Source organism: Streptomyces sp. CA-249302 (assembly GCF_050936785.1).
Classification (GTDB): domain Bacteria; phylum Actinomycetota; class Actinomycetes; order Streptomycetales; family Streptomycetaceae; genus Streptomyces.
Window position 1 is genome coordinate 677,156 of sequence record NZ_JBNJMG010000001.1, and the last position, 23,197, is coordinate 700,352.

At 71.6% G+C, this 23,197-nt stretch carries 24 protein-coding genes; 13 read left to right on the forward strand and 11 right to left on the reverse strand.

Annotation, left to right across the window (positions count from 1 at the left end; genetic code table 11):
• Positions 1-79: 79 nt before the first annotated feature.
• The 3 genes from ACQEWB_RS03035 to ACQEWB_RS03045 all read left to right on the forward strand — a co-directional run bounded on the left by ACQEWB_RS03035 (position 80) and on the right by ACQEWB_RS03045 (position 3,182).
• Positions 80-1,048, forward strand: a complete 969-nt coding sequence (locus ACQEWB_RS03035; RefSeq protein ID WP_432826721.1) for an acetylxylan esterase — start codon at positions 80-82, stop codon at positions 1,046-1,048.
• 93 nt (positions 1,049-1,141) lie between these two features.
• The gene (locus tag ACQEWB_RS03040; protein WP_432826723.1) at positions 1,142-2,308 is read left to right on the forward strand and encodes a serine hydrolase domain-containing protein; all 1,167 of its coding nucleotides are present in this window, start codon (positions 1,142-1,144) and stop codon (positions 2,306-2,308) included.
• Positions 2,309-2,438: 130 nt separating this feature from the next.
• Positions 2,439-3,182 (forward strand): GntR family transcriptional regulator, encoded by a 744-nt coding sequence (locus tag ACQEWB_RS03045; RefSeq protein WP_432826725.1) that lies wholly within the window; start codon positions 2,439-2,441, stop codon positions 3,180-3,182.
• On the opposite strand, the gene ACQEWB_RS03050 is transcribed toward ACQEWB_RS03045, so the two are convergent.
• Genes ACQEWB_RS03050 through ACQEWB_RS03060 form a run of 3 tightly spaced genes read right to left on the reverse strand, consistent with a single transcriptional unit; the run spans position 3,152 to position 4,791 of the window.
• Positions 3,152-3,466, reverse strand: a complete 315-nt coding sequence (locus ACQEWB_RS03050; RefSeq protein ID WP_432826727.1) for an ATP-binding protein — start codon at positions 3,464-3,466, stop codon at positions 3,152-3,154. The genes ACQEWB_RS03045 and ACQEWB_RS03050 overlap by 31 nt on opposite strands.
• 6 nt (positions 3,467-3,472) lie before the next feature.
• Positions 3,473-3,901, reverse strand: coding sequence for a hypothetical protein (locus tag ACQEWB_RS03055; protein ID WP_432826729.1), 429 nt, complete (start codon positions 3,899-3,901; stop codon positions 3,473-3,475).
• Complete coding sequence (locus ACQEWB_RS03060) at positions 3,898-4,791, reverse strand: MEDS domain-containing protein (protein WP_432826731.1); 894 nt, start codon at positions 4,789-4,791, stop codon at positions 3,898-3,900. The genes ACQEWB_RS03055 and ACQEWB_RS03060 overlap by 4 nt, the downstream gene beginning before the upstream one ends.
• A gap of 103 nt (positions 4,792-4,894) precedes the next feature.
• Here ACQEWB_RS03060 and ACQEWB_RS03065 point away from each other — a divergent pair, with 103 nt between their 5' ends.
• Positions 4,895-6,970, forward strand: coding sequence for an ATP-binding protein (locus ACQEWB_RS03065; RefSeq protein ID WP_432826733.1), 2,076 nt, complete (start codon positions 4,895-4,897; stop codon positions 6,968-6,970).
• 10 nt (positions 6,971-6,980) lie between these two features.
• Here the strand turns inward: ACQEWB_RS03065 and ACQEWB_RS03070 are convergent, their stop codons facing one another.
• On the reverse strand, positions 6,981-7,703 hold the full coding sequence (locus tag ACQEWB_RS03070) for a class I SAM-dependent methyltransferase (protein ID WP_432826735.1): 723 nt from the start codon (positions 7,701-7,703) through the stop codon (positions 6,981-6,983).
• An 84-nt stretch (positions 7,704-7,787) separates the two neighbouring features.
• On the opposite strand from ACQEWB_RS03070, the gene ACQEWB_RS03075 reads away from it, so the two are divergent.
• Positions 7,788-8,195, forward strand: coding sequence for a nuclear transport factor 2 family protein (locus ACQEWB_RS03075; protein ID WP_432826737.1), 408 nt, complete (start codon positions 7,788-7,790; stop codon positions 8,193-8,195).
• A gap of 2 nt (positions 8,196-8,197) precedes the next feature.
• On the opposite strand, the gene ACQEWB_RS03080 is transcribed toward ACQEWB_RS03075, so the two are convergent.
• The 5 genes from ACQEWB_RS03080 to ACQEWB_RS03100 all read right to left on the reverse strand — a co-directional run bounded on the left by ACQEWB_RS03080 (position 8,198) and on the right by ACQEWB_RS03100 (position 14,386).
• Complete coding sequence (locus ACQEWB_RS03080; RefSeq protein WP_432826739.1) at positions 8,198-10,102, reverse strand: hypothetical protein; 1,905 nt, start codon at positions 10,100-10,102, stop codon at positions 8,198-8,200.
• 299 nt (positions 10,103-10,401) lie between these two features.
• Entirely contained in the window at positions 10,402-11,163 is a 762-nt protein-coding gene (locus ACQEWB_RS03085) for an SDR family NAD(P)-dependent oxidoreductase (protein WP_432826741.1), read from the reverse strand.
• Positions 11,160-12,461: a histidinol dehydrogenase gene (gene hisD, locus ACQEWB_RS03090; protein WP_432826743.1), complete on the reverse strand. Its 1,302-nt coding sequence runs from the start codon at positions 12,459-12,461 to the stop codon at positions 11,160-11,162. The genes ACQEWB_RS03085 and hisD overlap by 4 nt, the downstream gene beginning before the upstream one ends.
• 27 nt (positions 12,462-12,488) lie before the next feature.
• Positions 12,489-13,424, reverse strand: coding sequence for a VOC family protein (locus tag ACQEWB_RS03095; RefSeq protein ID WP_432826745.1), 936 nt, complete (start codon positions 13,422-13,424; stop codon positions 12,489-12,491).
• Positions 13,421-14,386, reverse strand: a complete 966-nt coding sequence (locus ACQEWB_RS03100; RefSeq protein WP_432826747.1) for a fumarylacetoacetate hydrolase family protein — start codon at positions 14,384-14,386, stop codon at positions 13,421-13,423. The genes ACQEWB_RS03095 and ACQEWB_RS03100 overlap by 4 nt, the downstream gene beginning before the upstream one ends.
• Before the next feature lie 256 nt (positions 14,387-14,642).
• Between ACQEWB_RS03100 and ACQEWB_RS03105 the strand changes: the two genes are divergently transcribed.
• The 8 genes from ACQEWB_RS03105 to ACQEWB_RS03140 all read left to right on the forward strand — a co-directional run bounded on the left by ACQEWB_RS03105 (position 14,643) and on the right by ACQEWB_RS03140 (position 22,376).
• Positions 14,643-14,948 (forward strand): antibiotic biosynthesis monooxygenase family protein, encoded by a 306-nt coding sequence (locus ACQEWB_RS03105; protein WP_432826749.1) that lies wholly within the window; start codon positions 14,643-14,645, stop codon positions 14,946-14,948.
• A 38-nt stretch (positions 14,949-14,986) separates the two neighbouring features.
• Positions 14,987-16,111 (forward strand): FAD-dependent monooxygenase, encoded by a 1,125-nt coding sequence (locus tag ACQEWB_RS03110; RefSeq protein ID WP_432826751.1) that lies wholly within the window; start codon positions 14,987-14,989, stop codon positions 16,109-16,111.
• The gene (locus ACQEWB_RS03115; protein WP_432826753.1) at positions 16,108-17,112 is read left to right on the forward strand and encodes an amidohydrolase family protein; all 1,005 of its coding nucleotides are present in this window, start codon (positions 16,108-16,110) and stop codon (positions 17,110-17,112) included. Before ACQEWB_RS03110 ends, ACQEWB_RS03115 begins: the two co-directional genes overlap by 4 nt.
• Positions 17,109-18,089 (forward strand): cyclase family protein, encoded by a 981-nt coding sequence (locus ACQEWB_RS03120; protein WP_432826755.1) that lies wholly within the window; start codon positions 17,109-17,111, stop codon positions 18,087-18,089. The genes ACQEWB_RS03115 and ACQEWB_RS03120 overlap by 4 nt, the downstream gene beginning before the upstream one ends.
• 8 nt (positions 18,090-18,097) lie before the next feature.
• Complete coding sequence (locus tag ACQEWB_RS03125) at positions 18,098-19,462, forward strand: FAD-binding oxidoreductase (RefSeq protein WP_432826757.1); 1,365 nt, start codon at positions 18,098-18,100, stop codon at positions 19,460-19,462.
• 3 nt (positions 19,463-19,465) lie between these two features.
• Entirely contained in the window at positions 19,466-20,422 is a 957-nt protein-coding gene (locus tag ACQEWB_RS03130) for a fumarylacetoacetate hydrolase family protein (RefSeq protein WP_432826759.1), read from the forward strand.
• A gap of 154 nt (positions 20,423-20,576) precedes the next feature.
• Positions 20,577-21,557 (forward strand): LysR family transcriptional regulator, encoded by a 981-nt coding sequence (locus ACQEWB_RS03135; RefSeq protein WP_432826761.1) that lies wholly within the window; start codon positions 20,577-20,579, stop codon positions 21,555-21,557.
• A 39-nt stretch (positions 21,558-21,596) separates the two neighbouring features.
• Positions 21,597-22,376: an SDR family NAD(P)-dependent oxidoreductase gene (locus ACQEWB_RS03140; protein ID WP_432826763.1), complete on the forward strand. Its 780-nt coding sequence runs from the start codon at positions 21,597-21,599 to the stop codon at positions 22,374-22,376.
• Here ACQEWB_RS03140 and ACQEWB_RS03145 read toward each other — a convergent pair.
• The gene (locus ACQEWB_RS03145; protein WP_432826765.1) at positions 22,367-23,065 is read right to left on the reverse strand and encodes a hypothetical protein; all 699 of its coding nucleotides are present in this window, start codon (positions 23,063-23,065) and stop codon (positions 22,367-22,369) included. The two genes, ACQEWB_RS03140 and ACQEWB_RS03145, sit on opposite strands and share 10 nt — an antisense overlap.
• The gene (locus tag ACQEWB_RS03150; protein ID WP_432826767.1) at positions 23,062-23,187 is read right to left on the reverse strand and encodes a hypothetical protein; all 126 of its coding nucleotides are present in this window, start codon (positions 23,185-23,187) and stop codon (positions 23,062-23,064) included. The genes ACQEWB_RS03145 and ACQEWB_RS03150 overlap by 4 nt, the downstream gene beginning before the upstream one ends.
• Positions 23,188-23,197 lie beyond the last annotated feature (10 nt).

The following is a 23,197-nucleotide window of genomic DNA, read 5'->3' on the forward strand; positions in this document are numbered from 1 at the left end:
CCGAAGGCCTGGCGAGTCGTCGGACCTCACACGTACGGTGTGATCATCCGGCACTGTTCCTCCTCAAAGGCGGTCCTACATGGCCCTGTTCGACCTCCCCCTCGACGAGCTCCACGAGTACCGCAGCGCGTCCAGCAAGCCCGAGGACTTCGACACGTTCTGGTCCAAGACCCTCCAGGAGGCCCGCGAGCACGACCTGGACGTCCGCTTCGAACCGGTCGACACGGGTCTGACGACCGTGCGGGTGTACGACGTGACGTTCGCCGGGTTCGGCGGCCACCCGGTGAAGGGCTGGCTGAGGCTGCCCGCCGCGGCGGCCGAACCACTGCCGCTGGTCGTGGAGTTCATCGGTTACGGCGGCGGACGCGGCCTTCCGCACGAGCACCTGCTGTGGGCGTCGACGGGCCGGGCGCACTTCGTGATGGACACACGCGGCCAGGGCAGCGCCTGGGGCGGCGGTGGCGGCACCGCGGACCCGGTGGGCGGCGCGCCCGCGTACCCCGGTTTCATGACGCGGGGCATCGACGCGCCGGAGAACTACTACTACCGCCGGGTGTTCACGGACGCGGTCCGCGCCGTCGAGGCGGCCCGCACCCACCCGCTGGCCGACGCCTCCCGCACGGTGGTGCTCGGTGCCAGTCAGGGCGGCGGCATCACGATCGCCGTCGCCGGCCTGGTCCCCGACCTGGTCGCGGCCGCTCCCGACGTCCCGTTCCTGTGCGACTACCCGCGCGCGGCGACCCTGACGGACCGTCACCCGTACCGCGAGATCGGCTTGTTCCTCAAGACCCACCGCGGCCGGTCCGAGGACGCCCTGCGCACCCTCTCCTACTTCGACGGCGTCCACTTCGCCACCCGCGCCGGCGCCCCCGCCCTCTTCTCGGCGGCCCTGGAGGACCAGACCTGCCCGCCCTCGACGGTCTTCGCGGCCTTCAACTCCTGGGCCCATGCGGACAAGAACATCGAGGTGTACGACTTCAACGACCACGAGGGCGGCGGGCCGTACCAGGAGGCGGCCAAGCTGCGCTGGCTGAAGTCGTACGTCTGAAAACCCTTCCCTCCAGTCCGACCAGTCGGTACGTTCTGGATGCCCGGGCCGCAGCGTCGCGGTCCGGGTTTCCGGCGGACGGCGGAGGATGCCATGGCGGAGCACGAGCCTGCGGTGGACGGTCACTGCGACGAGCGGTTCACGGCGGTGCGGACGGCGTTCGAGGAGAACTTCCGGGAACGCGGGGAGCTCGGCGCCGCCGTCACCGTGCGGGTCGGCGGCGAGGTCGTCGTGGATCTCTGGGGCGGGTGGGCCGATTCGGCGCGCAGTCGGCCGTGGGAGCGGGACACGCTCGTCAACGTGTGGTCGACGACCAAGGGTCCCGTCGCGCTGGCCGCGCACATCCTCGCCGACCGGGGGCTGCTCGACTTCGACGCGCCGGTGGCCGAGTACTGGCCGGAGTTCGCCGCGGGCGGCAAGGAGAAGGTGCTCGTACGGCATCTGCTGTCGCACCGGGCCGGACTGTCCGGGCCGCGTGAGCCGCACTCGCTGGAGCAGCTCTACGACTGGGAGTTCACGACACGGCGGCTCGCGGCGACCGAGCCCTGGTGGGAGCCCGGGACGGCGTCCGGGTACCACGCGTTCACGTACGGCTTCCTGGTCGGGGAGGTCGTGCGGCGGGTCTCGGGGCTGCGGCCGGGGGCCTTTCTGGCCAGGGAGGTGACCGGGCCGCTCGGGATCGACTTCACGATCGGGTTGCCGGAGACGGAGGCCGGGCGGGCGGGCGAGCTGGTGCATCCGCCTGCCGCTTCGAGCAGCGAACAGGCCGCGATCTTCAGCCAGTTGACGCCCGCGGCCCTCGCCGCACTGACCAATCCGATCATTGGCGCCGACGAGGCCAACACCGCCGCGTGGCGGGCCGCCGAGATTCCCGCCGCGAACGGGCACGGCACCGCGCGTGCGGTCGCCGCGCTGTACGGGATCTTCGCGGGGCGGGGATCCTACGACGGTCACCGCGTCCTGTCCGAGGCGGCGGCCGAGCGCGTGCGCGAGGGCCAGGGCAGCTGCCGGGACCTGGTGCTCGGTGCCGGGCTCGACGAGGAGACGGAGCTCGGGCTCGGCCTGTGGCTGAGCGGAGCCAACGGCTCCTACGGGCCCAACCCGAGGGCTTTCGGACACGACGGCTTCGGCGGCTCCTGCGGACTCGCCGACCCCGAGGCGGACGTCTCGCTGGGCTACGTGATGAACCGTATGGGGCCCCATATCGCCAACGACCCGCGGAAGATGGCGCTCATCGAGGCCCTGTACAGCGCACTGTGAGGGGTGCGGCGGGCGGTGCGGTTTCGGCCGAACCGCCGGGCCGCCCTTCCCTGCTGGTTTAGACCAATGCTAGATCTGGTGACGCAATCGACCCGCACGACTACGGCATGTCACCAACAGGAGGCGCGGCATGGCCCGCACCACTCCGCACGATCAGGACCCGGCCGAGGGGCGGCCGCTGTACTGGCGCGTCGCGACGCAGTTGCTCGGCGAGTTGCGCGACGGCACCGTCCCGCCCGGTGAACGGCTGCCGGGCGAACGGCAGTTGGCCGGGCACTTCGGGGTCAGCAGGGAGACCGTACGGCAGGCGCTGGAGGTGCTTCGCCGGGACGGTCTGGTCGCCACCGACCGACGGGGCAGCCACGCCACGCTGCCCGGACTGCCGGTGCACACCCCGTCCACACCGGCCTTCCCGCTCGGCGCCCGCACCGCGGACGCCGCTTCCGCCGACCGGGCCACAGTCACCTGGGAGCCTCCCCCGCCGGAACACGCCGAGGCTTTGGGGCTCGCCCCGCACCGCCGGACACTGGTGCACCGCTACGAGTCGGCGGGCGCCGACGGCCGCGGACGGCGTACGGCGGTCACGTCGTTCTCGGCCGTGGCCCTGTCGGAGGTCGAGGAACTGGCCCGGTACCGTGACCGCACGGACGGAGCCGCCTCGGCCCAACTGCGCCGCGCCTACGACTGGATGCGCCGGGCGGGCCTGACCCTGTACCACCGGGACTCCATCACCCCCCTTGCGGACGCGCCCTCGGTGCGGGTGCGGCGGCGCGTGCACGACCAGTACGCGCGGCCGCTGGAGATCACCGACCTGGTGGTGGACGCCCAACAGGACGCCCTGGTCTACGAGTTCACGCTGCCCGCGGCGGGGTGAGCGGGGGCGGGCGCCCGGAAGTACAGCCGTACGACGGAGCCCGCGGGGTCGAGGGCGTCGACAGCCAGATCGCTCAACTGCCGTACGAGCCACATCCCGTGGCCGTTCACGGCCCTCGGTGAAGGCGGCATACGGCCGGGGAAGGGCGGGCGGGGTCCCGAGGCGGGTGCCCCGCTGTCGCAGACCTCGCAGATCACGTACTCGCGGTCGCCGTGCAGCCGTACGACACCCTGACCGCCGCCGTAGCGCACGGCGTTGACCACGGCCTCGTGCACCGCCGCCACGAGGTCCTACGTCCGCTGCTCGGGCAGGCCCAAGCGGCGGGCGTAGGCGGTCAGGGCGGGGCGGACGGTGGCCGAGCGGCCGCGGGAGAAGGGGCTGCCGTCCGGGCCGGCGGGCAGGCGGTCCGGGCGGTGGGCGTCGCATTCCGTGCTGAAGACCGCCGGGTCGGTGTAGGCGCTGCCCCGCTCGTGGACGAGCTCGGGGTGAGCACGGGCCACGCCGTGGACGACGGCCTCGGGGAGGGTCCGGGTGTCGTAGGGGCACAGGATCCAGTGGCCGGAGCCGGCGAAGGCGACGTTGAGGGCGAGGTTGGGGACGGCCACGACCGCCAGGACCGCGTCGCCCGCGTCCAGTCCGTCACTGACGAACTCGGGGGTGGCGTAAAGGAATTCGTCCTCCGAGCGGTAGCGGAGCGCCTGGTGGACGAGGCCGGTCATGGTCCTGCTCCCTCCGGTTCGATCCGCAGGCCGGGGACCCGGTCCCAGCCCGTCACGCGCATCACCCGCTGGATGTGGGGGGCGACTCCGGACAGTTCGAGGGTGCCGTCGGCCGCGTACAGGCCGAGGGCGGTGAACACCAGCAGGCGCAGGGCGCCCACGTCTATGAAGGTCAGCTCGTGCAGGTCGAGGCGGGTGCGGAAGCCGTCCGCGGTGTGGCAGTGGGCGCGGGCGGTCTCGGCCTGCAGGGCGCGGGCGACGGCGGTGACGTTGGTGTCGTCGACCTCGCCGGCCAGCGCGAGGCCCGGGGGTGCGAAGGTGCGGGTGATGGTGAGGAGGTCGTCGTGCCAGATGTCGTCGGCGCCGACCCGGCCGTGGTGCAATCCCGTGAGCGGGGCGAGTTCCGTCTCGTCGAAGACCCGGCGGTCGTACTGGCAGATGCCGAGCACCGGCAGCGAGGCGAACACGGGGTCGAGCAGCAGCTCGCTGTCGTGCAGGGACTTGAGGCCGCTGCCGGCCCGGGCGCGCAGGATCTCCGTGCACACGCGCAGGCCGAGGAAGCCGTCGCCGACCGCGAGCCGCGCCTCGCGGCGGATCACCTCGTCCAGGTCCCACAGCCCGTCGGGCCCGGCGAGATGCGGGTCCACTCGCAGCCGCCCGGCCGCGATCTCCTCGTCGACCCGGCAGCCGTGCGTCTCCAGGAAGGAGAGGGCGAGGCCCGCCGGGATGTCGGCGGGCGGCAGCAGCAGCCCGCGGTGTCCGCTGGCCAGGCCGTCCAGTAGGAACGCGGCAAGTACGGTCTCGCGCTCCTCGTCGGTGTCGTACCCGAGCAGCAGATGGTCGCCGTGTCGCATCTGTCCCACGGTCTTCTGGGTGGGTACGACGGACATTCCCGCACCTCCCTGTGTGTGCGGACCGCTTCCAAGGTACGCCCGGAACAGGGCTCCCGTGAGGGGCTATGGTGACCGCCATCGGTTCCGGTGAGGGGGGACGATGGCGGCCTCGGTGCAGGGCGGCAGGATCGGCAACCTTCCCGCGGAGGCGAACTCCTTCATCGGCCGGCGCACCGAACTCACCGTCATCGCCGAGGTGTTGGGAACCGAGCGGCTGGTGACGCTGACGGGACCCGGAGGTGTGGGCAAGTCACGGCTGGCGCTGCGGGCGGCCCATGCCGCGCGTTCCGGCCTCCCCGGCGGGGCGTGGCTCGTGGAGCTGTCGGAGCTGCGCGATCCGGATCTGCTCACGAACGCAGTGGCACAGGCGACCCGGCTGGCGGAACAGACGCTGCGTCCGCTGTTGCAGGCGGTGTGCGAGCACCTGGAGGGGGCACCGGTGCTGCTCGTCCTGGACACCTGCGAGCATGTGCTGGACGAGTGCGCCCACGTGGTGGGTGAACTGCTCGCGCACGTCCCGCAGTTACGGGTGCTGGCCACCAGCAGGCAGCCGCTCGGGGTGCCGGGCGAGCATCTGCTGACCGTGGCCCCGCTGCCGCTGGGCGAACGGGACGACGCGGTGGCGCTGTTCGCCGCGCGGGCCGCGGCCGCGGTGCCGTCGTTCGCGCTGACCGACGCCAACCGGGCGCACGTGGCCGCGGTGTGCGCCCGCCTCGACGGCATACCGCTGGCCCTGGAGCTGGCCGCCGTCCGGCTGCGCGGCTTCCCCCTGGACCGGCTCCTGGAGGGCCTCGGCTCCCGTTTCGACCTGCTGGTCTCCTCCGCCCGGTCGCGGCCGGCCCGGCACCAGACGCTGCGCACCGCGATCGGCTGGAGCCATGAACTGTGCACGCCGCTCGAGCGGTTGCTGTGGGCCCGCCTCTCGGTGTTCGCGGGCGGCTGGGACGTCGAGGCGGCCGAGTTCGTCTGCCACGGCGGCCCGCTGGACGCGGAGGAGATCCTGGCGCTACTCGCCTCACTCACCGAGAAGTCCATCGTCACCCGGGACGGCGAGAATCCGGTGGGACGCTACCGGATGCTGGACACGGTCCGCTCCTTCGGCGCCGAGTGGCTGACCGGGCTGGGCGAGGAGGAGGCAGTGCGGCGGCGGCACCGGGACTACTTCCGGTGGATCGCCCGCCAGGGCGAGGCGGAGTGGATCGGGCCCGGCCAGCGTATGTGGGCGGAGCGGCTCAGCGCCGAACACGCCAATCTGCGCCTGGCCGTCGAGGAGTGCCTGACCGCGCCGGAGGCCGAGACCGCGCTCGAACTCACCGGCTCCCTCTGGTACTTCTGGTTCGCCTGCGGCTTCGCCGAGGAGGGCCGCGCCTATCTGGAACGGGCCCTGCGCCGTGCCCCCAAGGAGGGCGGGCCCGAGCACACCCTCGCGGTATGGGCACACCGGCTGGTGACCGTCGTACCGGACGACCTGGAGGCCGCCGAGTCGGTCAGCGCCGCCTATGTGTGGCTCGCCGAGGAGCGTCAGCTCCCTGTCCCCGCCCTGCCGTTGACGGGCGCGAGCCTGGCCGTGCGGGGCGAGTCCGCACGGTCCGCGGTGCTGTACGGGAGCGTCGGGCAGGCGCCGGCCGGGGACGGCGGGGCCGAGTTCTTCCAGTTGCTGACGCTCGCCGTGCAGGCCTATCTGCTGGCCGGCCAGGCCGCGTTCGAGCGGTGCGCGGCGGTCGCCGAGCGGCTGCGGGCCGACTGCGCGGAGCGCGGGGAGCTGTGGATGCGGGCCTGGGGCGACTTCTTCGTGTCGCTGGCCGGGATCGGTCTGGGGCGCGCGGAGGAGGCGGTGCACCACGCCCGTTCGGCGCTGGCCGCCAAGTGGCGGGTGAACGACCGGCTGGGCGTCGCCGCCGTCGCCGACCTGCTGGTGGCCGCGCAGGCCGCGTGCGGCGAGGACGAGCTCGCGGCCCGTCTCCTCGGCGTCAGCCGGCGCCTCTGGTACGCGGCGGGTCTGCCACAGCTCGGCAGGCCGGACCGCACGGTCTTCCACCGCGAGTACGAACGTCGCCTGCGCGCCTCGCTCGGCGACGCTCGCTTCACCGAAGTGGTGGGCGAGGGAAGGAAGTTGGGCCCGGACGCGGCGATCACGCTGGCGCTGGGCAGGGTGCTCGACGCATCCGACCCGTGATCGGCCGGGCTCAGATCCTGACCGCCGTCACCAGCCGCACCCGCGGGCTCCCGTCACCACGCCGCCCGAACTCCGGCAGCGCCTCCAGCTCGACCCGGAACCCGGCCCGCTCCAGCTCCCGGCGTACCTCGCCGAGCCGGAAGGCCCGGTAGTACATCACGAACGGCGGCCGCCAGACCGCGTTGCGCACCCGCATCACCGCGTCGAAGCCGAGCAGCATCCAGTACGCGGGCGACGAGGGTCGGGGCGGCGCCAGCACCGGGAAGACGAAGCGGCCGCCCGGCCGCAGCACCGAATGGACCTGGCCGAACAGGCCCGGGAGCTCGTCCGGCAGAAAGTGGCCGAACGCCCCGAAGCTCACGACGAGGTCGAAGCCGGGGCGGAACGGCAGCGCGCGGGCGTCCGCCCGGACCCAGGAGACCTCCGGCCCCTCGGGCCGCACCCGCTCCTGGGCCACGGTGAGCATGCCCGCGCTGAAATCGACGCCGGTGACGCTGCTCCGGCAGACCCGCGCGAGCACCTCGACGCCCGCGCCGGTGCCGCAGCACAGGTCGAGGCCGGTGTCGTAGGGCCCCGAACGCGCCAGCGCCGCGGCGACGGCGTCCAGCACCGAGGCGGGCGTACGGAAGGGGGTGTGGTCGAACTTCGGCGCGAGCAGGTCGTAGCCGTGCTCGACGGACGACAACGCCTGGACGGCGAGTTCACGCAGGCTGGGGCCTTCGGGGCTGAACATCCGCATCAGGTTAGTGGACACCCTCACGGCGACTGATTACCCTCATCCACACCTACTCAACAAATTGATTACGGGGTGGTGTGAGTGCGAGCGTTCCGCGAGGCGGTCGAGGCCGGGGACATGGACGCCGTCGAGGGGCTGCTGGCCGAGGACGTCGTCTTCTCCAGCCCGGTCGTCTTCAAGCCGTATCCCGGCAGGGCGATCACGGCGGCGATCCTGCGCGCGGTGTCGCAGGTCTTCGAGGACTTCCGGTACGACCGTGAGCTCGCCGGCGACGACGGCCGCGACCACGCGCTGGTGTTCACCGCGCGGGTGGGCGACCGGACGCTGACCGGCTGTGACTTCATCCACCTGGACGAGGAGGGTCTGATCGACGAGTTCATGGTCATGGTGCGGCCGTTGTCGGGCGCCCAGGCCCTGGCCGAGGCGATGGGCGCGCGCTTCGAGGAGATCGCCAAGGAGGCGGAGGCACGGTCCGCCTCCGCCTCCTGACGTCACACCACGGTGAGGACGATGGCGCCGGTGTAGCTCTGGCCTGCGGCGACGGCCGTCTCGGTGCCGTCGACCGTCATCTTCACCGACCTGCCGCGCGGCGCCTTCACGGCGGCGTCGGCGGCGAGGGTGAGGGAGGTCAGGTACGAGGTGCCGGTGACCGTCCACGCGGAGCCGCTGTTCAGCTGCACGATCGCGCCGTTGTTGACGGCGGCCTGGACGGTGTTGGTGACGATGCCGAGCTCGTAGTAGGTGGACGAGTCGATGCTGGAGACCCGGTGCTTGGCCCTGGTCGCGGAGATGACGCCCTCGACCTTCGAGTCCTCGAAGGTGAGGACCATGTTCTTGCCCTTGCGCATGCCGTTGTAGAAGTCGCCTCTGACCGCGATCGAGGTGAAGGTGGCGGCTCCGTCGGTGGTGTGGACGGCCGTAATGTCGAAGGTGGAGTCCTTGGTCGGGTCGGTGGTGGGCTCGGTGTAGACACCCACGTTCATCATCTTGCCGTTGACGTTGACCGGGCCCGGGTCGTCCAGCTCGATCATCTGAAGGATGATGCCGTCGCGCGGGTTGAGGCGGGCGCCCTTGGAGCCGTCGACGGTGATGGTGGTCTGCTGGCCCTTGTTGAGGAAGGTGGCACGCTCGGAGTTGACGACCGTGCCGCCGTCGAGGGTCAACTGACCGGCGCCGAAGAACATGTAGCCGAAGTGGCCGGAGTTGACGACCGTGTTGCGGGCCGGGATCGAAGCCAACTCCGGTGCGCTCAGGCCGAGTTCCAGCTCGGTGTTGAGCGCGGCGACGGCGTCCTTGCTGCTGTCGCCGTAGTGCACGACCGCGGCCGGCCCGGCGATGATGGTCGCGTAGCTGCCGACGTCGAAGCGGGAGCCGAGGACGCGGACGGTGGCGTCGCCGATGGCGTAGGTGCCGTAGCCGTACTCGCCGGTGTTGCCGACGTGGCTGTTGACCGCGGTCAGCTTGAGCCCGCTGCCGCCCTCGACCGACAGGGCGCCCCAAGTCTCGGAGAAGACCGTGGAGTTCAGGTAGGTGGCCCGGCTGTTCTTGCCGATGAGGTTGGTGGCGCGGACGTTGCCGTCGAGGCCGAGCATCCAGGGCACGGACTCCATGTACGGGGTCTCGACGGTGGCCTGGTAGTCGGCGGGGAGGACGCCGTTGCGGCAGCGGACGGTGGAGTTCTTGACGACGACGTTGGCGCCGTCGTTGGAGATGACGCCGGTGCGGACGACGCCCTTGTTGCTGATGCGGGCGCCGTCCACGACCAGCTTGGTGGCCGAGCCGTCGCCGACGACCGCGGCGCCGTAGCCCGCGAAGTCGCAACGCCCGTTCCCGGTCAGGGAGATGGCCGGCCGGTCCAGCGTGTACGTGGCGTCCTGGACGAACACGCCGTCGAAGCACTCGCCGGTCGAGGTGACCGACACGTTGCGGGCCAGGGCGTCGGTGAGCTTGCCGCCGAGCACGGCCGCGAGGACGGACTTGTCGCGCACGACGCCGTCCGCGTCGACAAAGAGGGCCTGGCGGAAGGGAAAGGTGAGCGTCTCGTACGTCACCTCGTTCGCGACCGCCACCGTGAGGACCACGTCGCCCTGGTAGGTACCGGGCTGGATCAGGGTCGCCGTGCCGCCGGTCTCGGTCAGCAGCTGGCCGGTCTCCACGCCGTTGACGGTGAGGGAGAGGCTGTAGCCGTCGGGGGCGGCGATCTTGCCGCCCTCCGCGATGGTCAGTCGGCTCACCCGGGTGGTCGCGGAGAGCTCGTACGTCTCGCCGGAGCCGACCGTGATCTGCTTGCCGGTCGCCGTCGGCGCCGCCGTGGCGGAGCCGGCCGGGACGAGCAGGGCGCCGGCCGTGGCGGCCGTGCCGGCGATCAGTAGGGAGCGTCGGGTGATGAGCGTCATTGCTTGCCTTCCCAGGGGATCGGTGCGCCGATGCGCAGCGTGACGAACCGGCCGTCAGATGCGCGGCGGCGACGGCTCGGACCAGGGCACCTGAGGTGCGCACGAGGGAGTGAAGCAGCCGTGGGGAACAGGGAATAGGCACTTCACATACACATCCCGGAACCCGATGCCTCGGATCGGGCGGCCGGTTTCATGGCGATTACACAGAGTGGCCATAGGCGGTTCGGCCGTGCACGCACGACGGCGAGGCGGGCGGCTGTCACGCCGTCCACCTCGCCGTTCGTAAAGCCCTGTCGCGGTTACGCCGGGGCGATCATCCCCGCCGACAGGTCGATGTCGGCCCCGCACAGGCCGGGCATCGCCAGCATCGCGACCAGCGCCCGGGCCACCTCGTCCTCCTCCACCAGCCGGCCGAGGGCGGCCCGGGAGGCGAAGTCGCGTTCGGCCTCCTCGACCGTGCAGCCGGTCAGTTCGGCCGTGAGCCGGAAGTTGCGGTCCATGCGCGGGCCCCGAACCGGGCCCGGGGAAAGGGAGTTGACCGCGACGCCGTGCGGGCCGACCTCGCCCGCGAGCGTCCGGGTGAGGCCGAGGAGAGCCATCTTGGAGGCGGTGTACGGGGTGCGGTTGAGCAGCGGACGTTTGCCGCTGACCGAGGCGACGTTGACGACGTCTCCCCGGCCGGCCTCGATCATCGCGGGGAGGAACGCCCGGCACATGAGGTAGACGCCTCGGACGTTGACGGCGAACACCTCGTCCCACTCGTCCGGTTCGATGTCGACAAGCGGGCGCACCGGGCCCGCGACGCCCGCGTTGTTGACGAGCAACGACACGTCCTTGTCGGCGAGTTCGGCGGCCAGTGCCCGCACGGACGCCGGGTCGGAGACGTCGCACACGGCCGTGCGCGCCGCGTCGCCCACCTTGGCCGCGGCCTCCGCGAGGGCCTGCTCGTTCCGGCCGACCAGCACCACCCGGGCGCCGGCTTCCGCGAGGGCGAGCGCGAAGGCCCGGCCCAGCGGTCCTCCCCCGCCGGTGACGAGCGCCGTACGCCCGTCCAGCCTCACGCGGTGTTCCAGGGCAGCTCGTCACCGGCCGCCTTCGCGGCCCGTACGTCACCGGAGCGGGCGTGGCCCTCGAAGAGCTCGACACGCGAGGCACGCCCGCACAGCCGGCCGAGCAGAGCCTGCGAGTCGGTGTCGGTGACCTCCTGGTACGTCACCGTCTTGAGGTACTTCCCCACCCACAGTCCGCCGGTGTAGCGGGCGGCGCCGCGGGTCGGCAGCACATGGTTCGTGCCGATGACCTTGTCGCCGAAGGACACGCAGGTGCCCTCGCCGAGGAAGAGGGCGCCGTACTGGGTCATGCGCGACAGCGCTTGGCGCGGCTCGGCCGTCAGCACCTCGACGTGCTCGAAGGCGAACTCGTCGGCCAGTGCGTACAGTTCGTCGATCGTGTCGACGACGTGGACCTGGCCGTGGTCGCGCCAGGCGGGCCCGGCGTAGTCGCGCGTCGGCATCCCGGGCAGGATGCGCTCGACCTCCGCGATGGTCTTCTCGGCGACCTCGCGCGAGGTGGTGATGAGGACGGCCGGGGAGTCCGGGCCGTGCTCGGCCTGGGAGAGCAGGTCGACGGCGCACACGAAGGGGTCGGCGTCGTCGTCGGCGAGGACGAGGATCTCGGTCGGGCCGGCGAACAGGTCGATGCCTATCTCGCCGAAGAGCTGCCGCTTGGCCTCGGCGACGTAGGCGTTGCCGGGCCCGGCGATCAGGTTCACCGGCTGCATGGTGTCCGTGCCGACGGCCATCGCGGCGACGGCCTGGACGCCGCCGAGCAGCCAGATCTCGTCGGCTCCGGCGAGGTGCATGGCGGCGACGGTCGCGGCCGGGATCTCGCCGTGGATCGGCGGCGTACAGGCGACCACCCGGGGCACGCCCGCCACCTTCGCGGTGACGATGGTCATGTGGGCGGAGGCGGTGAGCGGGTAACGCCCGCCGGGGATGTAGGCACCGGCCGCCTGCACCGGGATGTGCTTCTGCCCGAGCCGCACGCCCGGCAGCGTCTCCACCTCGAACTCCCCCATGGAGTCCAGCTGGTGGCGGGCGAAGGTGCGCACCTGCTCCTGCACGAAGCGGATGTCGTCGATGACCTGCTGCGGCACCGACGCGACGATCTTCCCGACCTCCTCCTCGCTCAGCCGGAAGGAGTCCGGGCTCCACTTGTCGAACTTCTCGGAGTACGCGCGCACCGCCGCGTCGCCGCGCTCGCGGATGTCCGCGATGACGCCGGCGACGGTCTCACGCACCTGGCCGAGGGCGGCGGTGACATCCGCCTTGGGTACGGCGTGCTTCAGGATCTCTGCCACAACTGCGGCCTCTCTGCGGGTGGTTGCTCAGACGGGCGGCGCTTGGAACAGCACGTCGGGGTCGTTGAACTGCTCCTTGGCGACCGACTCGCTCATCGGGTCGGCGGTGCCCCACTGGTCCTGGGTGATCGGGTCGTCGACGTCGTGGCGGCCCGGGTGCCACAAGTCCTCTTCGAGTACGGCGAGTTCGGTGGTGTACTCGACGGTGTTGCCGTGCGGGTCGTGGAAGTACGAGAAGGTGTTGTCGCCCGCGAGGTGCCGTCCGGGCCCCCAGGTCAGCCGCGTCCCGGCGCGCAGCGCCCGCCCCGTGCCGCGCATGTACTCCTCGACCCCGCGCATCTCGAACGAGGCGTGGTGCAGGGAGACATGGGGTCCGCGCGCGATGGCGAAGGAGTGGTGCAGGGGACTGCACCGCAGGAAGTACATGAGGTCACCCATGTGCGTCGAGTACAGGGTGTCGGTGAGCCGGAAGCCGAGGTGCTCGATGTAGAAGTCCCGCAGCCCTTCCGGGTCCTGGGAGTTGACCACGCAGTGCGAGAGCCGCACCGGGACGGCCTCGCGCTCCTCGATCTTGCGGTGCGTGCGGGTCTCGACATCGGCCGACACCTCGACGACCCGCCCGTCCGGGTCGAAGAACCGGAAGCCGTAGCCGCCGCCCGGAGTGTCCAACACCTTCGGTTCGTGGACGAGTTGGATCCCGGACCGCCCCAGCCGCACCGCCAGCTCGTCCACGGCGGCCGGCGAGACGGCTCCGAAGGCCACCAGGTCCATCCGCTTCCGCTCGTCCCGGCGGATCCGCACGATGTACTGCTCGGGGCTGCCCTCGGCGGCGAAGAAGGCGATACCGCTGTCGTTCGCGACCTCGGTCAGGCCCCAGGTGGTGCCGTAGAAGGCGCGCTGGGTCTCGAAGTCCGGTACGGCCAGGTCGACATGGCGCAGATGGGTGATCGGCTGGAAGCTCATGCGTGGCTCCTGACGGTGTTGCGCTGGTGGCCCAGGCCGGTGATCTCCGCCTCCACGACGTCCCCGGGCTTGAGGAAGACGCCCCAGTGCGCGCCGTTGCCGGCCGGGGAGCCGGTGAGCAGCAGGTCGCCGGGGCGCAGGGTGGTGGTCGTGGAGACGTACGCGATGAGTCGCGGGATGTCGAAGATCATGTCCTTGGTGGACTCGTCCTGGCGGACGACTCCGTTGTGCCGGAGGGTGATCCGCAGGTCGCCGGGGTCGCCGGCGAAGGCGGCCGGGACGAGGAAGGGGCCGGTCGGCAGGAAGGTGTCGGCGTTCTTGGCGGTGAACCAGTCGGTGCCGATGGCCTTCAGATCGGGGCGGTAGAGGCGGTCGCGGGTGGTGAGGTCGTTGCAGATCGTGTAGGCGGCGACGTACTCCATCGCTTCCCCGGCCGGGATGTTGCGGCCCGACTTCCCTATGACGAGGGCGAGTTCGAGCTCCCAGTCGTGCTGCTCGCCGAGCTCGGGGAGCACGATGTCGTCGTACGGGCCGCACATCGCGCGCACCGAGCCGAGGAAGACGTACGGGACCCCGTTGCGTATCCGCTCGTCCATCATCTGCTCGGCGTCGGCGCGGGCCTCCTCGGGGGTGGCGCCGTGCACGCTCTCCTTCTCGGCGGCGACCAGATCCACCACGTGCTTGCGGTAGTTGGCGCCGCTCTGCAGGATCTGGCCGGGCTCGATCGGGGTCAGCACGCGCAGCTCGGCGAGCTCGTGCCAGGTGCCGTCGGCCGACGCGGCGAGCTCGTGCAGGCGGGGCAGCCAGGTGTCCCAGTCGTCGACCAGGGCACGCACGGACGGGACCTGGTCGGACAGGTCGCGCACACGGGCGCCGGTGACCAGGCCGGGGAAGGCGGCCGGGCCGCGGCTGAAGGTGCCGAGCGCGAACGGTCCGGCGTGAGTTGCGAGTGGGTCGGGCACGGGCGGCTCTCCTCGTACGGATGCGGGTGCTCACCGTCGACGCTAGGCAGCCGCGCGGGGCGGCGGAAATGGCCGTTGGCGATGCCTGCCATCACCGGCCCGGTCTCGCCCCTGCCTGCGGCGATGTGCGGCTCGGCCGTGCGGCACGTCCATCGCCGTACGGGATGGATGACGTCCCCCTTGCCGATGCCTCGATCCGTTGACCCTGCACTCACCGCCGATCAGGCTCGGAGCACCCCACCCCGAGGAGAACGACGTGGTAGTCGAGCATGCCGAGCTGACCGTGGCGGCCGGCCGGGAAGCTGAGTTCCAGGAGGTCTTCGGCAAGGCCCGCGAGGTGCTCGCCGAGGCCGACGGGTTCCGCTGGGCCGAGCTGCTGCGCTGCGAGGAGCGGCCGCGGACCTTCCTGTTGCTGGTCGGCTGGGAGTCGGTGGAGGCGCACATGGTCGGCTTCCGGGAGTCCGAGCGCTTCGGGCGCTGGCGGGCCCTGGTCGGCCCGTTCTTCGCCGAGCCGCCGGCCGTGACCCACTTCCACGAGCTGGGGCCGCGCTTCCTCGGCTGACCTCCCCTTTTCCTCTTCTACGTTCGCAAGGATCGCCCATGCCCGTATCGAAGGTGCTCGTCGTCGGCGGCGGCATCACCGGAAGCGTGCTGTCGCTGGCACTGGCCCAGCGCGGCGCCGACGTCGACCTCGTCGAGATCGCCCCCCAGTGGTTCGGGGTGGGCCACGGCATCACCGTCCAGGGCAACGCGCTGAAGGCGCTGCGTTCGGTGGGCGTGCTGGAGCGGGTGCTGGCCCGGGCGGTGCCGTTCGACATCATGCGGCTGCGGCGGGCGGACGGCGGGCTGATCACCGAGCTGGCGACCCCGCACACCGGCGGCCCGGACCTGCCGTCCACGGCGGGCGCGCTCCGCTCCGACCTGCAGAACGCGCTGTGCGACGCGGTGTACGCGCACGGCGTCCAGGTCCGGCTCGGACTGACCGTCGAGCGGCTCGACCAGTCCCCCGGGCACGTGGACGTCGCCTTCACGGACGGCAGCACCGGCCGCTACGACCTCGTCGTCGGCGCCGACGGCATCAACTCGGCGATGCGCGGTCTCATCGGCATCGCGGAACGACCGCGCCCGGTGGGCATGTCGATCTTCCGGGTGGTGGCCGAGCGCCCGGCGGAGATGGACTGCGCGGAGGTGTACTACGGCGGCCCCCGCTTCAAGGCGGGCTACAGCCCGATCTCCGCCGACAGCTGTTACGCCTACCTCCTCGACGAGAACCTCGACGCCTCGCTGATCGGCCCCCGTGCCCCGCTGGCGCTGATGCGGGAGCGGGGCGCCGGGTACGGCGGCACGTGGGGGAAGGTCATCGCCTCGCTGCCCGACGACACGGCGGTCGACTACCGATGGATCGAGGCGGTGCTGGTGGACGAGCCCTGGCACCGGGGCCGCACCATGGTCGTCGGCGACGCGGCGCACGCCTGTCCGCCGCTGATCGCGCAGGGTGCCGCGATGTGCATGGAGGACGCGGTGCTCCTGGCGGAGCTGGTGACCGGGGAGGAGCCGTTGGAGAAGGCGCTCGACCACTTCATGTCCCGTCGGCTGCCGCGGGTGCAGATGGTGCTGCGCAACTCGCTCCAGCTGGCCGAGTGGGAGATCCACCCCGGCACGCCCGGCGCCGACCCGGCCCGCATCATGTCGGAGACCCTCGAGTCGCTGACGGCGGCCGCATGAACACGCCGGTCGTCGACTTCCACGGCCATCTCGCGGTCCCGGCGGCCGACGCCCTGGTGGCCGGCACACCGGGTCTCGCCGCCGAGCTGGCGGCGGAACAGCGCGCCCACTCCCCCGCGTCGATGGCCGCCAACCGGGCCCAACTCCAGCGGCTGGCGGGGAAGTTGACCGATGTCTCCGAGCGCCTCGCCGACCTGGACGCGATGGGCGTCGACATCCAGGTGGTCGGCCCGATGCCGATGCACCACTACTGGGCGGACCCGGACCTCGCCGTCCGTCTCGCCCGCACCGTCAACCAGGCGGTGGCCGAGCACTGCGCCCGGGCGCCCGAGCGGCTGTACGGCCTCGGCACGGTCCCGCTCCAGCACCCTGACCTCGCGGTGGCCCTGCTGGACCAGGCGGTCACCGAGCACGGCCTGTACGGCGTCAGCGTCTCGACGACCGTCGAGGGACGGGAGCTGGCCGACCCGAGGCACGACGAGCTCTGGCAGAAGGCCGAGGAGTTGGGCGCGGTCGTCTTCGTGCACCCGTGGGGCTGTTCGCTCGGCCGGCGGCTGGCGACGCAGTACCTCGGCAACACGGTCGGCCAGCCGGTCGAGACGACGGTCGCGCTGTCCCACCTGATCTTCACCGGGGTCCTGGACCGCTATCCACGGCTGAAGCTGGTCGCCGCGCACGGTGGCGGCTATCTGCCGACGTACATCGGACGCTCCGACCACGCCTGGCGGGTGCGCGAGGACGCACGGGGCTGCGCCGAGCCGCCGAGCAGCTATCTGCGGCGCATGTGGTTCGACGCGCTCGTCTACACCCCGCGCGCCCTGCGCCATCTGATCGAGGAGGTGGGCGCGGACCGGGTCGTGCTCGGCACGGACCACCCCTTCGACATGGGCGTCGACGATCCGGTCGCCCGCCTGGACGCCGCCGGCCTCGACCCCGCCGACCGTGCCGCGATCGCCGGGGGCAACGCTCTCGACCTGCTGCTGAAAGGACGTACCCGATGACCCCCCACACCCCCCTCGGCCCGATCGAGGAAGAGCTCGCCAAGGCCCGTGCCGCGTACCGGAACTGGGGCCGTTGGGGCGCGGACGACGTGCTGGGCACGCTGAACTTCATCGACGACGCGATCCGGGCCCACGCGGCCGGACTCGTCCGGCGCGGGCGGTCCTTCTCCCTCTCCCTGGAGTTCAACGAGGACGGTCCGCAGCGCGGTTTCCGCGGCCGGATCAACCCCGTGCACTACATGAAGGACACCGGCTCGGACGCGGCGGCCGGCACCCAGGGCTTCCCGCACGGCTTCGGCGGCGCGGACGACCACATCGTGATGCCGTTGCAGGCCTCCACCCAGTGGGACGGGCTCGGCCACATCTACGACAACAAGCAGGCCTGGAACGGCCGTCCGTGCACGATCGTGAACGGCGACGGCGACTCGGTCACCGGCATCGAGCACATGCGGGACGCGTTCACCGGCCGTGGTGTGCTGCTGGACGTGGGCCGCGCGGTCGGCGACGAGCTCGGTGAACTCCCCGACGGATTCCCGATCCTGGAGGAACACCTGCGCGCGACCGTCGAGGCGCAGGGCGCGACCTCGACCGTCCGCCGCGGCGATCTGGTGCTCGTGCGGACGGGCCAGATCGGCCGGGTGCGGCGGTTGGGCGGCTGGGGCACGTACGCGGCCGGCGACGCACCGGGGCTCTCGTTCACCACCCTCGGCTGGCTGCACCGCACCGAGATCGCGGCGATCGCCTCCGACACCTGGGGACTGGAGGTACGTCCGTACGAGTTCGCCGAGCCCGCGATGTCCCCGCTGCACCAGATCGCCATCCCCAACATGGGCCTTCCGCTGGGCGAGATGTGGGATCTGGAGGCGCTGGCCGAGGACTGCGCGGCCGACGGAGTCTACGAGTTCCTGCTGGTCGCGGCCCCGCTCCCGGTCACCGGCGCGGTGGGCGCCCCCGTCAACCCGATCGCGATCAAGTGAGCGCCGCCATGAACCGATTCTCCGGCACCCTCCACTTCCCCGGCGACGAGGACTTCGCGGAGGCCTGCTTCGGGCGGGTCTTCAACGCCCGCCGCCCGTCCGGCCGTTCACCGGCGGCGGTACTCAAGGCGCGGACCGAGGAGGACGTCGTCGAGGGCGTACGGCTCGCCCTGGAGCGCGGCTGGCAGGTCGCCGTGCGCTCCGGCGGGCACAGCTGGGCCGCCTGGTCGGTGCGTTCGGAGGCGCTGCTGATCGACCTCGGGGACTTCCGGGAGATGGCGTACGACGCCGAGTCCGAGCTCGTCACGGCGACGCCCAGCGTCAAGGGCGGCGACGAACTCAACCCGTTCCTCGGCGAGTTCGGCCGTTTCTTCAACGGCGGGCACTGTCCCTCCGTGGGCATCGGCGGCTTCCTGCTCCAGGGCGGGCAGGGCTGGAACGCGCGCGGCTGGGGCTGGGCGGCGGAGAACATCGTGGCGATCGACGTCGTCACCGCCGAGGGTGAGCTGGTGCGCGCCGACGAGACGCACAACAGCGACCTGTTCTGGGCGGCGCGCGGCGCGGGCCCCGGCTTCTTCGGCGTCGTCACCCGCTTCCACCTGCGCACCCGCCCCCTGCCGAAGCACCTGGGGCACACCGTGCACGCGTATCCGCTGGACCTGTTCGACGAGGTCATGACCTGGCTGCACGGCATGCACCACACGGTCTCCGACCTGGTCGAGATCGTCGCGCTCACCCAGACACCGCCCGATCTGGACGAGCCGGTGCTGCTGGTCACGGGTGTGTCGATGACCGACAGCCCGGAGCAGGCCGCCGAGGTGCTGGCCCCGCTGCACGCCAATCCGTACGCGGACCGGGCCCTGTTCCGGGTCGAGGCCCAACCCACCACGCTGGCCGAGCAGTTGGCGGGCCAGCGGACCGCCAACCCCGAGGGCCACCGCTACCTCGTCGACAACGCCTGGCTGACCGGCCCGGCCGAGGAGGTCGTACCGGCGATCCGTGAGGCGTTCACGACGCACCCCACCCGGCAGACCTTCACCATCTGGTTCTCGATGGCGCCCCTGCGCCGACTGCCGGACATGGCCTTCTCGTTGCAGTCCGAGATCTACTGCGCGACCTACGTCGTCCACGACGAGCCCGAGCGGGACGCCGAACTGCGTGCCTGGCTGGACGGGGCGATGACCGCGATGCAGCCGGTGACCGCCGGGCAGTACCTCGGGGACTCCGACTTCACCGTCCGGCAGCTGCGGTTCATGGGCGAGGAGCAGTGGCGGCGGCTGCAGGAGATCCGCGCCGCCCGCGACCCCAAGGGCCTGTTCGCGGGCTATCTGAGCACCGGGGCCGTCACCAACACCAACCACTGGGAGCAGTGAGGCATGCGTTTCGCGACATACGAGTTCCAGGGCGAGGAGCGCGCCGGGGCGGTGCGGGACGGCGTGATCCATCCGCTGCCCGAGGGTGTCACCATCCTCACGCTCGTCGAGCAGGAGGTGCTGCACGCCGCCGGCGTCGAAGCCCTCCGGTACTCAAGCGACTTGACGGTGGATCAGGTACGGCTGCTGCCGCCGCTGAAGCCGCCGTCCATCCGTGACTTCGTCGGCTTCGAGGCGCACATCGAGGGCGTGTCGAAGTCGCTGGACGGGCTGGAGCACGTGCCCGAGGAGTGGTACCGGGCACCGAACTTCTACTTCACCAACCCGCACGCGGCCTACGGCGCCCACGACGACGTACCGGTCCCGGCGGGCTGCTCGGTGCTCGACTTCGAGCTGGAGGTCGGCGCGGTCATCGGCCGCGCCGGACGCGACCTCACGCCCGAGCAGGCCCGCGAGCACATCGTCGGCTACACGGTCTTCAACGACTGGTCCGCACGGGACCTCCAGAAGCCGGAGAAGAACCTCGGCCTCGGCTTCTCCAAGGGCAAGGACTTCGCCAACACGCTCGGCCCGTACCTGGTCACCGCGGACGAGGTGGAGGACCGGCGGGACGCGGACGGCTTCCTGGACCTGGAGATGACGGTCACCCTCAACGGCGAGCTGATCGGCCGCGACACCCTCGCCAACTGCTCGTGGACCTTCGACGAGATGGTCGCCTACGCGGCCCGGGACACCTGGGTGCGCCCAGGGGACGTCCTCGGCTCGGGCACCTGCGGCTGGGGCGCGCTGGCGGAGTTCTGGGGCCGGCTCGGGGAGCGCACCCCGCCGCCGCTCACTCCGGGTGACGAGGTCACGCTGAGCGTGGAACGCCTCGGCAGCCTCTCCAACCGCGTGGTCCCCGGACGTACGGACGTATATCTTCCGCGCGCCCGCAAGCGCGGCCGTACCCCACGGCCGTAACTCCACCGGTCGGCTCTGACCTGCACACATCCGGGGATCCGATGGCTGTTATCGGATCCCTGTGAGTTGCCTCCGAGCCCCTTCCTCGGCGCGAACCCCGTCGTTACGCTCCGATTTCACCGAGCTTCAACGACGCGGCCGGAAGGAGACACACATGGGTCTCGGAGCTATCGACCTGAATCTTCTGGTGGCGCTGGAAGCCCTCCTGGAGGAGAAGAACGTCACCCACGCGGGCGTACGGCTGTCCACCAGCCAGTCCGCGATGAGCGGCTCGCTGGCGCGGCTGCGCCGGCACTTCAACGACGAGCTGCTGGTGCGGGTCGGCCGGGAGTACGAGCTGACCCCGCTGGCCGAGCGGCTGCTGCCGGTCGTCCAGGCCTCGCTGCACAAGGCGGAGGAGGCGCTGTCGCTGACCAAGCACTTCGACCCGGCGCGCAGCAGACAGCGGTTCTCGGTCGTGATGTCCGACTACGTGATGATGGTGTTCGTGGAGCCGCTGCTGCGGGTCATCGCGGAGGAGGCGCCGGGGGTGCGGATCGACTTCCACCCCATCGTGCACGGGCAGATAGAGACCGAGACGCATCTGCGCTGCCACGACCTGATGATCGTGCCGCTCGGCTACCAGCTGCCGGGGGTCAGCGAGACGGTGATGCACGACCGGTTCGTGTGCATGCTCGCCCCGGACAACCCGCGGCTGGTGGACGGTCGGATCACGCTGCGCGACCTCGCGGAGATGCCGCACGCCGCCTGCGCCATCGGCCAGCTCACGCCCGCCGACCGGCAGCTGGAGACGCTCGGCATCACGCCGAAGGTGCAGGTCAGCACGCCCGGCTTCAACGTGCTGCCGTTCCTGGTGGGCGGCACGGACCTCGTGTCCCTGGTGCCCGAGCGGCTCGCCCGGCGCTACGAGTCCTTCGCGGGCTGTGCCGTCGTACCGACGCCGTTCCCGGACGTACCGCTGGTGGAGGCCATGTACTGGCACCACAACCGGCACTCCGACCCGGCCCATCGGTGGCTGCGCGAGACCGTGCGGAAGGTCGGGGCCGCGCTGGGCGAGTCCTCGGCGGAGGAGATCGCGGCCACGGATGACAGCCATGAAGAACACGCGTTTCCGGAGCTGACCGTGGCTTCCTAGCGTGGACGGGAGACATCCCGCAGCCACACTGGAGGAGCCGTGAGCCGTACGCGTCTGGCGGGCCGCACCGTCGTCGTCACCGGAGCCGCGCAGGGGCAGGGGGCCGCCGAGGTGGCGGCTGCCGCCCGGGAGGGTGCGCGGGTGATCGCGACCGACGTCCTCGACGAGGCGGGCGAGAAGCTGGCCGCCGAGCTGCGCGCCGACGGACTCGACGTGACCTACCGGCATCTGGACGTGTCGTCGCCGGAGGACTGGGCGGCGCTCGCCGGGTCCCTGGAGGTCGTGCACGGCCTGGTGAACAACGCGGGCATCCCGATGCGGGCCCGCCTCGGCACGGTCGAACTCGCCGACTGGAACCGCGCGTTCGCCGTCAACACGACCGGCGCCCTGCTGGGCATCCAGGCCCTCACCCCCCTGATGCCGCCCGGCTCCTCCATCGTGAACGTCGGCTCGGTCGCCGGCCTCACCGCCCACCACGCGGTGGCGTACACGACAAGCAAATGGGCGCTACGGGGCCTCTCGAAGGTGGCCGCCCTGGAACTGGCCCCCCACGGCATCCGCACGAACATCATCCACCCCGGCTACATCGAAACCCCCCTGATGTCGTCCGCCAACCCGGTCTTCGTCCAGGCCCACATCTCGATGACCCCCCAGGGCCGCGGCGGCACGGTCGACGAGGTCGCCCCCCTGGTCGTCTACCTCCTCTCCGACGAGGCGTCGTACGTCAACGGCGCGGAGATCGCGGTGGACGGCGGCTACGCGGCCCACGGCGGAGTGAAGGCGATCACCAACGCACTGGACGCGGGGATTCACGTGTGATCGGCCGGGCCCGGGTGGGCAGTTGTGGTTTCCGGTGCGGCAGCACCAGTGCGCAGGACAGCCCGACCGCCGCGAGTGCGACGCATGCCGTGAACGCGGCCCGGTAGCCCGCCGTCAGGTCGGCCGGGCCTCCCGCTCCGCCCGTGTGGAAGATCGCGACCGACGTGACCACGGCGCCCCCCAAAGCCCCGCCGATCCGGAAGGCCGCCGTGTTGATGCCGGAGGCCGACCAGGCTCAGCCCGGTGGCCGCGACGGGGCGGGCGCCGATGCGGGTGACCAGGGCCTGGCCGGCGTACGAGCCGACGACCGCGCCCACCGGCATCACGGCGTTCGCGAGGCCGAAGCTCAGCGGCGAGTAGCCGAGGACGCCCTGGCCGTACCGGGAGAGGGTGTACGACATCCCGAAGGCGCTCGCGCCGAGCAGGAACACCACCAGGTTGCCGCCGGCGACGAGTGCGGCGGTCGCGGTCAGGGCGCCGAACGGGTCGTAGGAACGGGCTCGTTGCTCCGTGCGGCTCTCGCGCAGGAGGACCGGGCTGAGAGCCGGCAGGGCCGCGGTGGCGCCGAAGCCTCCCGCCATGACCGCGGCCGACACACCCTGCACGGCACGTGCCACGATCAGCGCGGGGGCCGTCCAGGCGAGTCCGCACACCAGCGAGGACAGCCCGAACAGCAGGGTCCCGGTCATGAAGACCCGTCGGCGATCGACGGCAGGGCGAGCAGCACGATCCGTGCGTCGAGGATCACCATGAACCCGGCGACGCAGAGGAGGACCAGGGCGTACCGGCGGCGGGAGTCGGTGGCGGGCACGGTCAGCCGC

Excerpts from the sequence above, each read along its gene's own strand:
- ACQEWB_RS03065 (WP_432826733.1), top strand. The coding sequence starts at position 4,895 with ATGGCGGCCTCGGTGCAGGGCGGCAGGATCGGCAACCTTCCCGCGGAG.
- ACQEWB_RS03135 (WP_432826761.1), top strand. The coding sequence starts at position 20,577 with ATGGGTCTCGGAGCTATCGACCTGAATCTTCTGGTGGCGCTGGAAGCC.
- ACQEWB_RS03045 (WP_432826725.1), top strand. The coding sequence starts at position 2,439 with ATGGCCCGCACCACTCCGCACGATCAGGACCCGGCCGAGGGGCGGCCG.
- ACQEWB_RS03110 (WP_432826751.1), top strand. The coding sequence starts at position 14,987 with ATGCCCGTATCGAAGGTGCTCGTCGTCGGCGGCGGCATCACCGGAAGC.
- ACQEWB_RS03060 (WP_432826731.1), bottom strand. The coding sequence starts at position 4,791 with ATGTCCGTCGTACCCACCCAGAAGACCGTGGGACAGATGCGACACGGC.
- ACQEWB_RS03035 (WP_432826721.1), top strand. The coding sequence starts at position 80 with ATGGCCCTGTTCGACCTCCCCCTCGACGAGCTCCACGAGTACCGCAGC.
- ACQEWB_RS03095 (WP_432826745.1), bottom strand. The coding sequence starts at position 13,424 with ATGAGCTTCCAGCCGATCACCCATCTGCGCCATGTCGACCTGGCCGTA.
- ACQEWB_RS03070 (WP_432826735.1), bottom strand. The coding sequence starts at position 7,703 with ATGTTCAGCCCCGAAGGCCCCAGCCTGCGTGAACTCGCCGTCCAGGCG.
- ACQEWB_RS03080 (WP_432826739.1), bottom strand. The coding sequence starts at position 10,102 with ATGACGCTCATCACCCGACGCTCCCTACTGATCGCCGGCACGGCCGCC.
- ACQEWB_RS03145 (WP_432826765.1), bottom strand. The coding sequence starts at position 23,065 with ATGACCGGGACCCTGCTGTTCGGGCTGTCCTCGCTGGTGTGCGGACTC.
- ACQEWB_RS03125 (WP_432826757.1), top strand. The coding sequence starts at position 18,098 with ATGAACCGATTCTCCGGCACCCTCCACTTCCCCGGCGACGAGGACTTC.
- ACQEWB_RS03120 (WP_432826755.1), top strand. The coding sequence starts at position 17,109 with ATGACCCCCCACACCCCCCTCGGCCCGATCGAGGAAGAGCTCGCCAAG.
- ACQEWB_RS03055 (WP_432826729.1), bottom strand. The coding sequence starts at position 3,901 with ATGACCGGCCTCGTCCACCAGGCGCTCCGCTACCGCTCGGAGGACGAA.
- ACQEWB_RS03130 (WP_432826759.1), top strand. The coding sequence starts at position 19,466 with ATGCGTTTCGCGACATACGAGTTCCAGGGCGAGGAGCGCGCCGGGGCG.
- ACQEWB_RS03040 (WP_432826723.1), top strand. The coding sequence starts at position 1,142 with ATGGCGGAGCACGAGCCTGCGGTGGACGGTCACTGCGACGAGCGGTTC.
- ACQEWB_RS03115 (WP_432826753.1), top strand. The coding sequence starts at position 16,108 with ATGAACACGCCGGTCGTCGACTTCCACGGCCATCTCGCGGTCCCGGCG.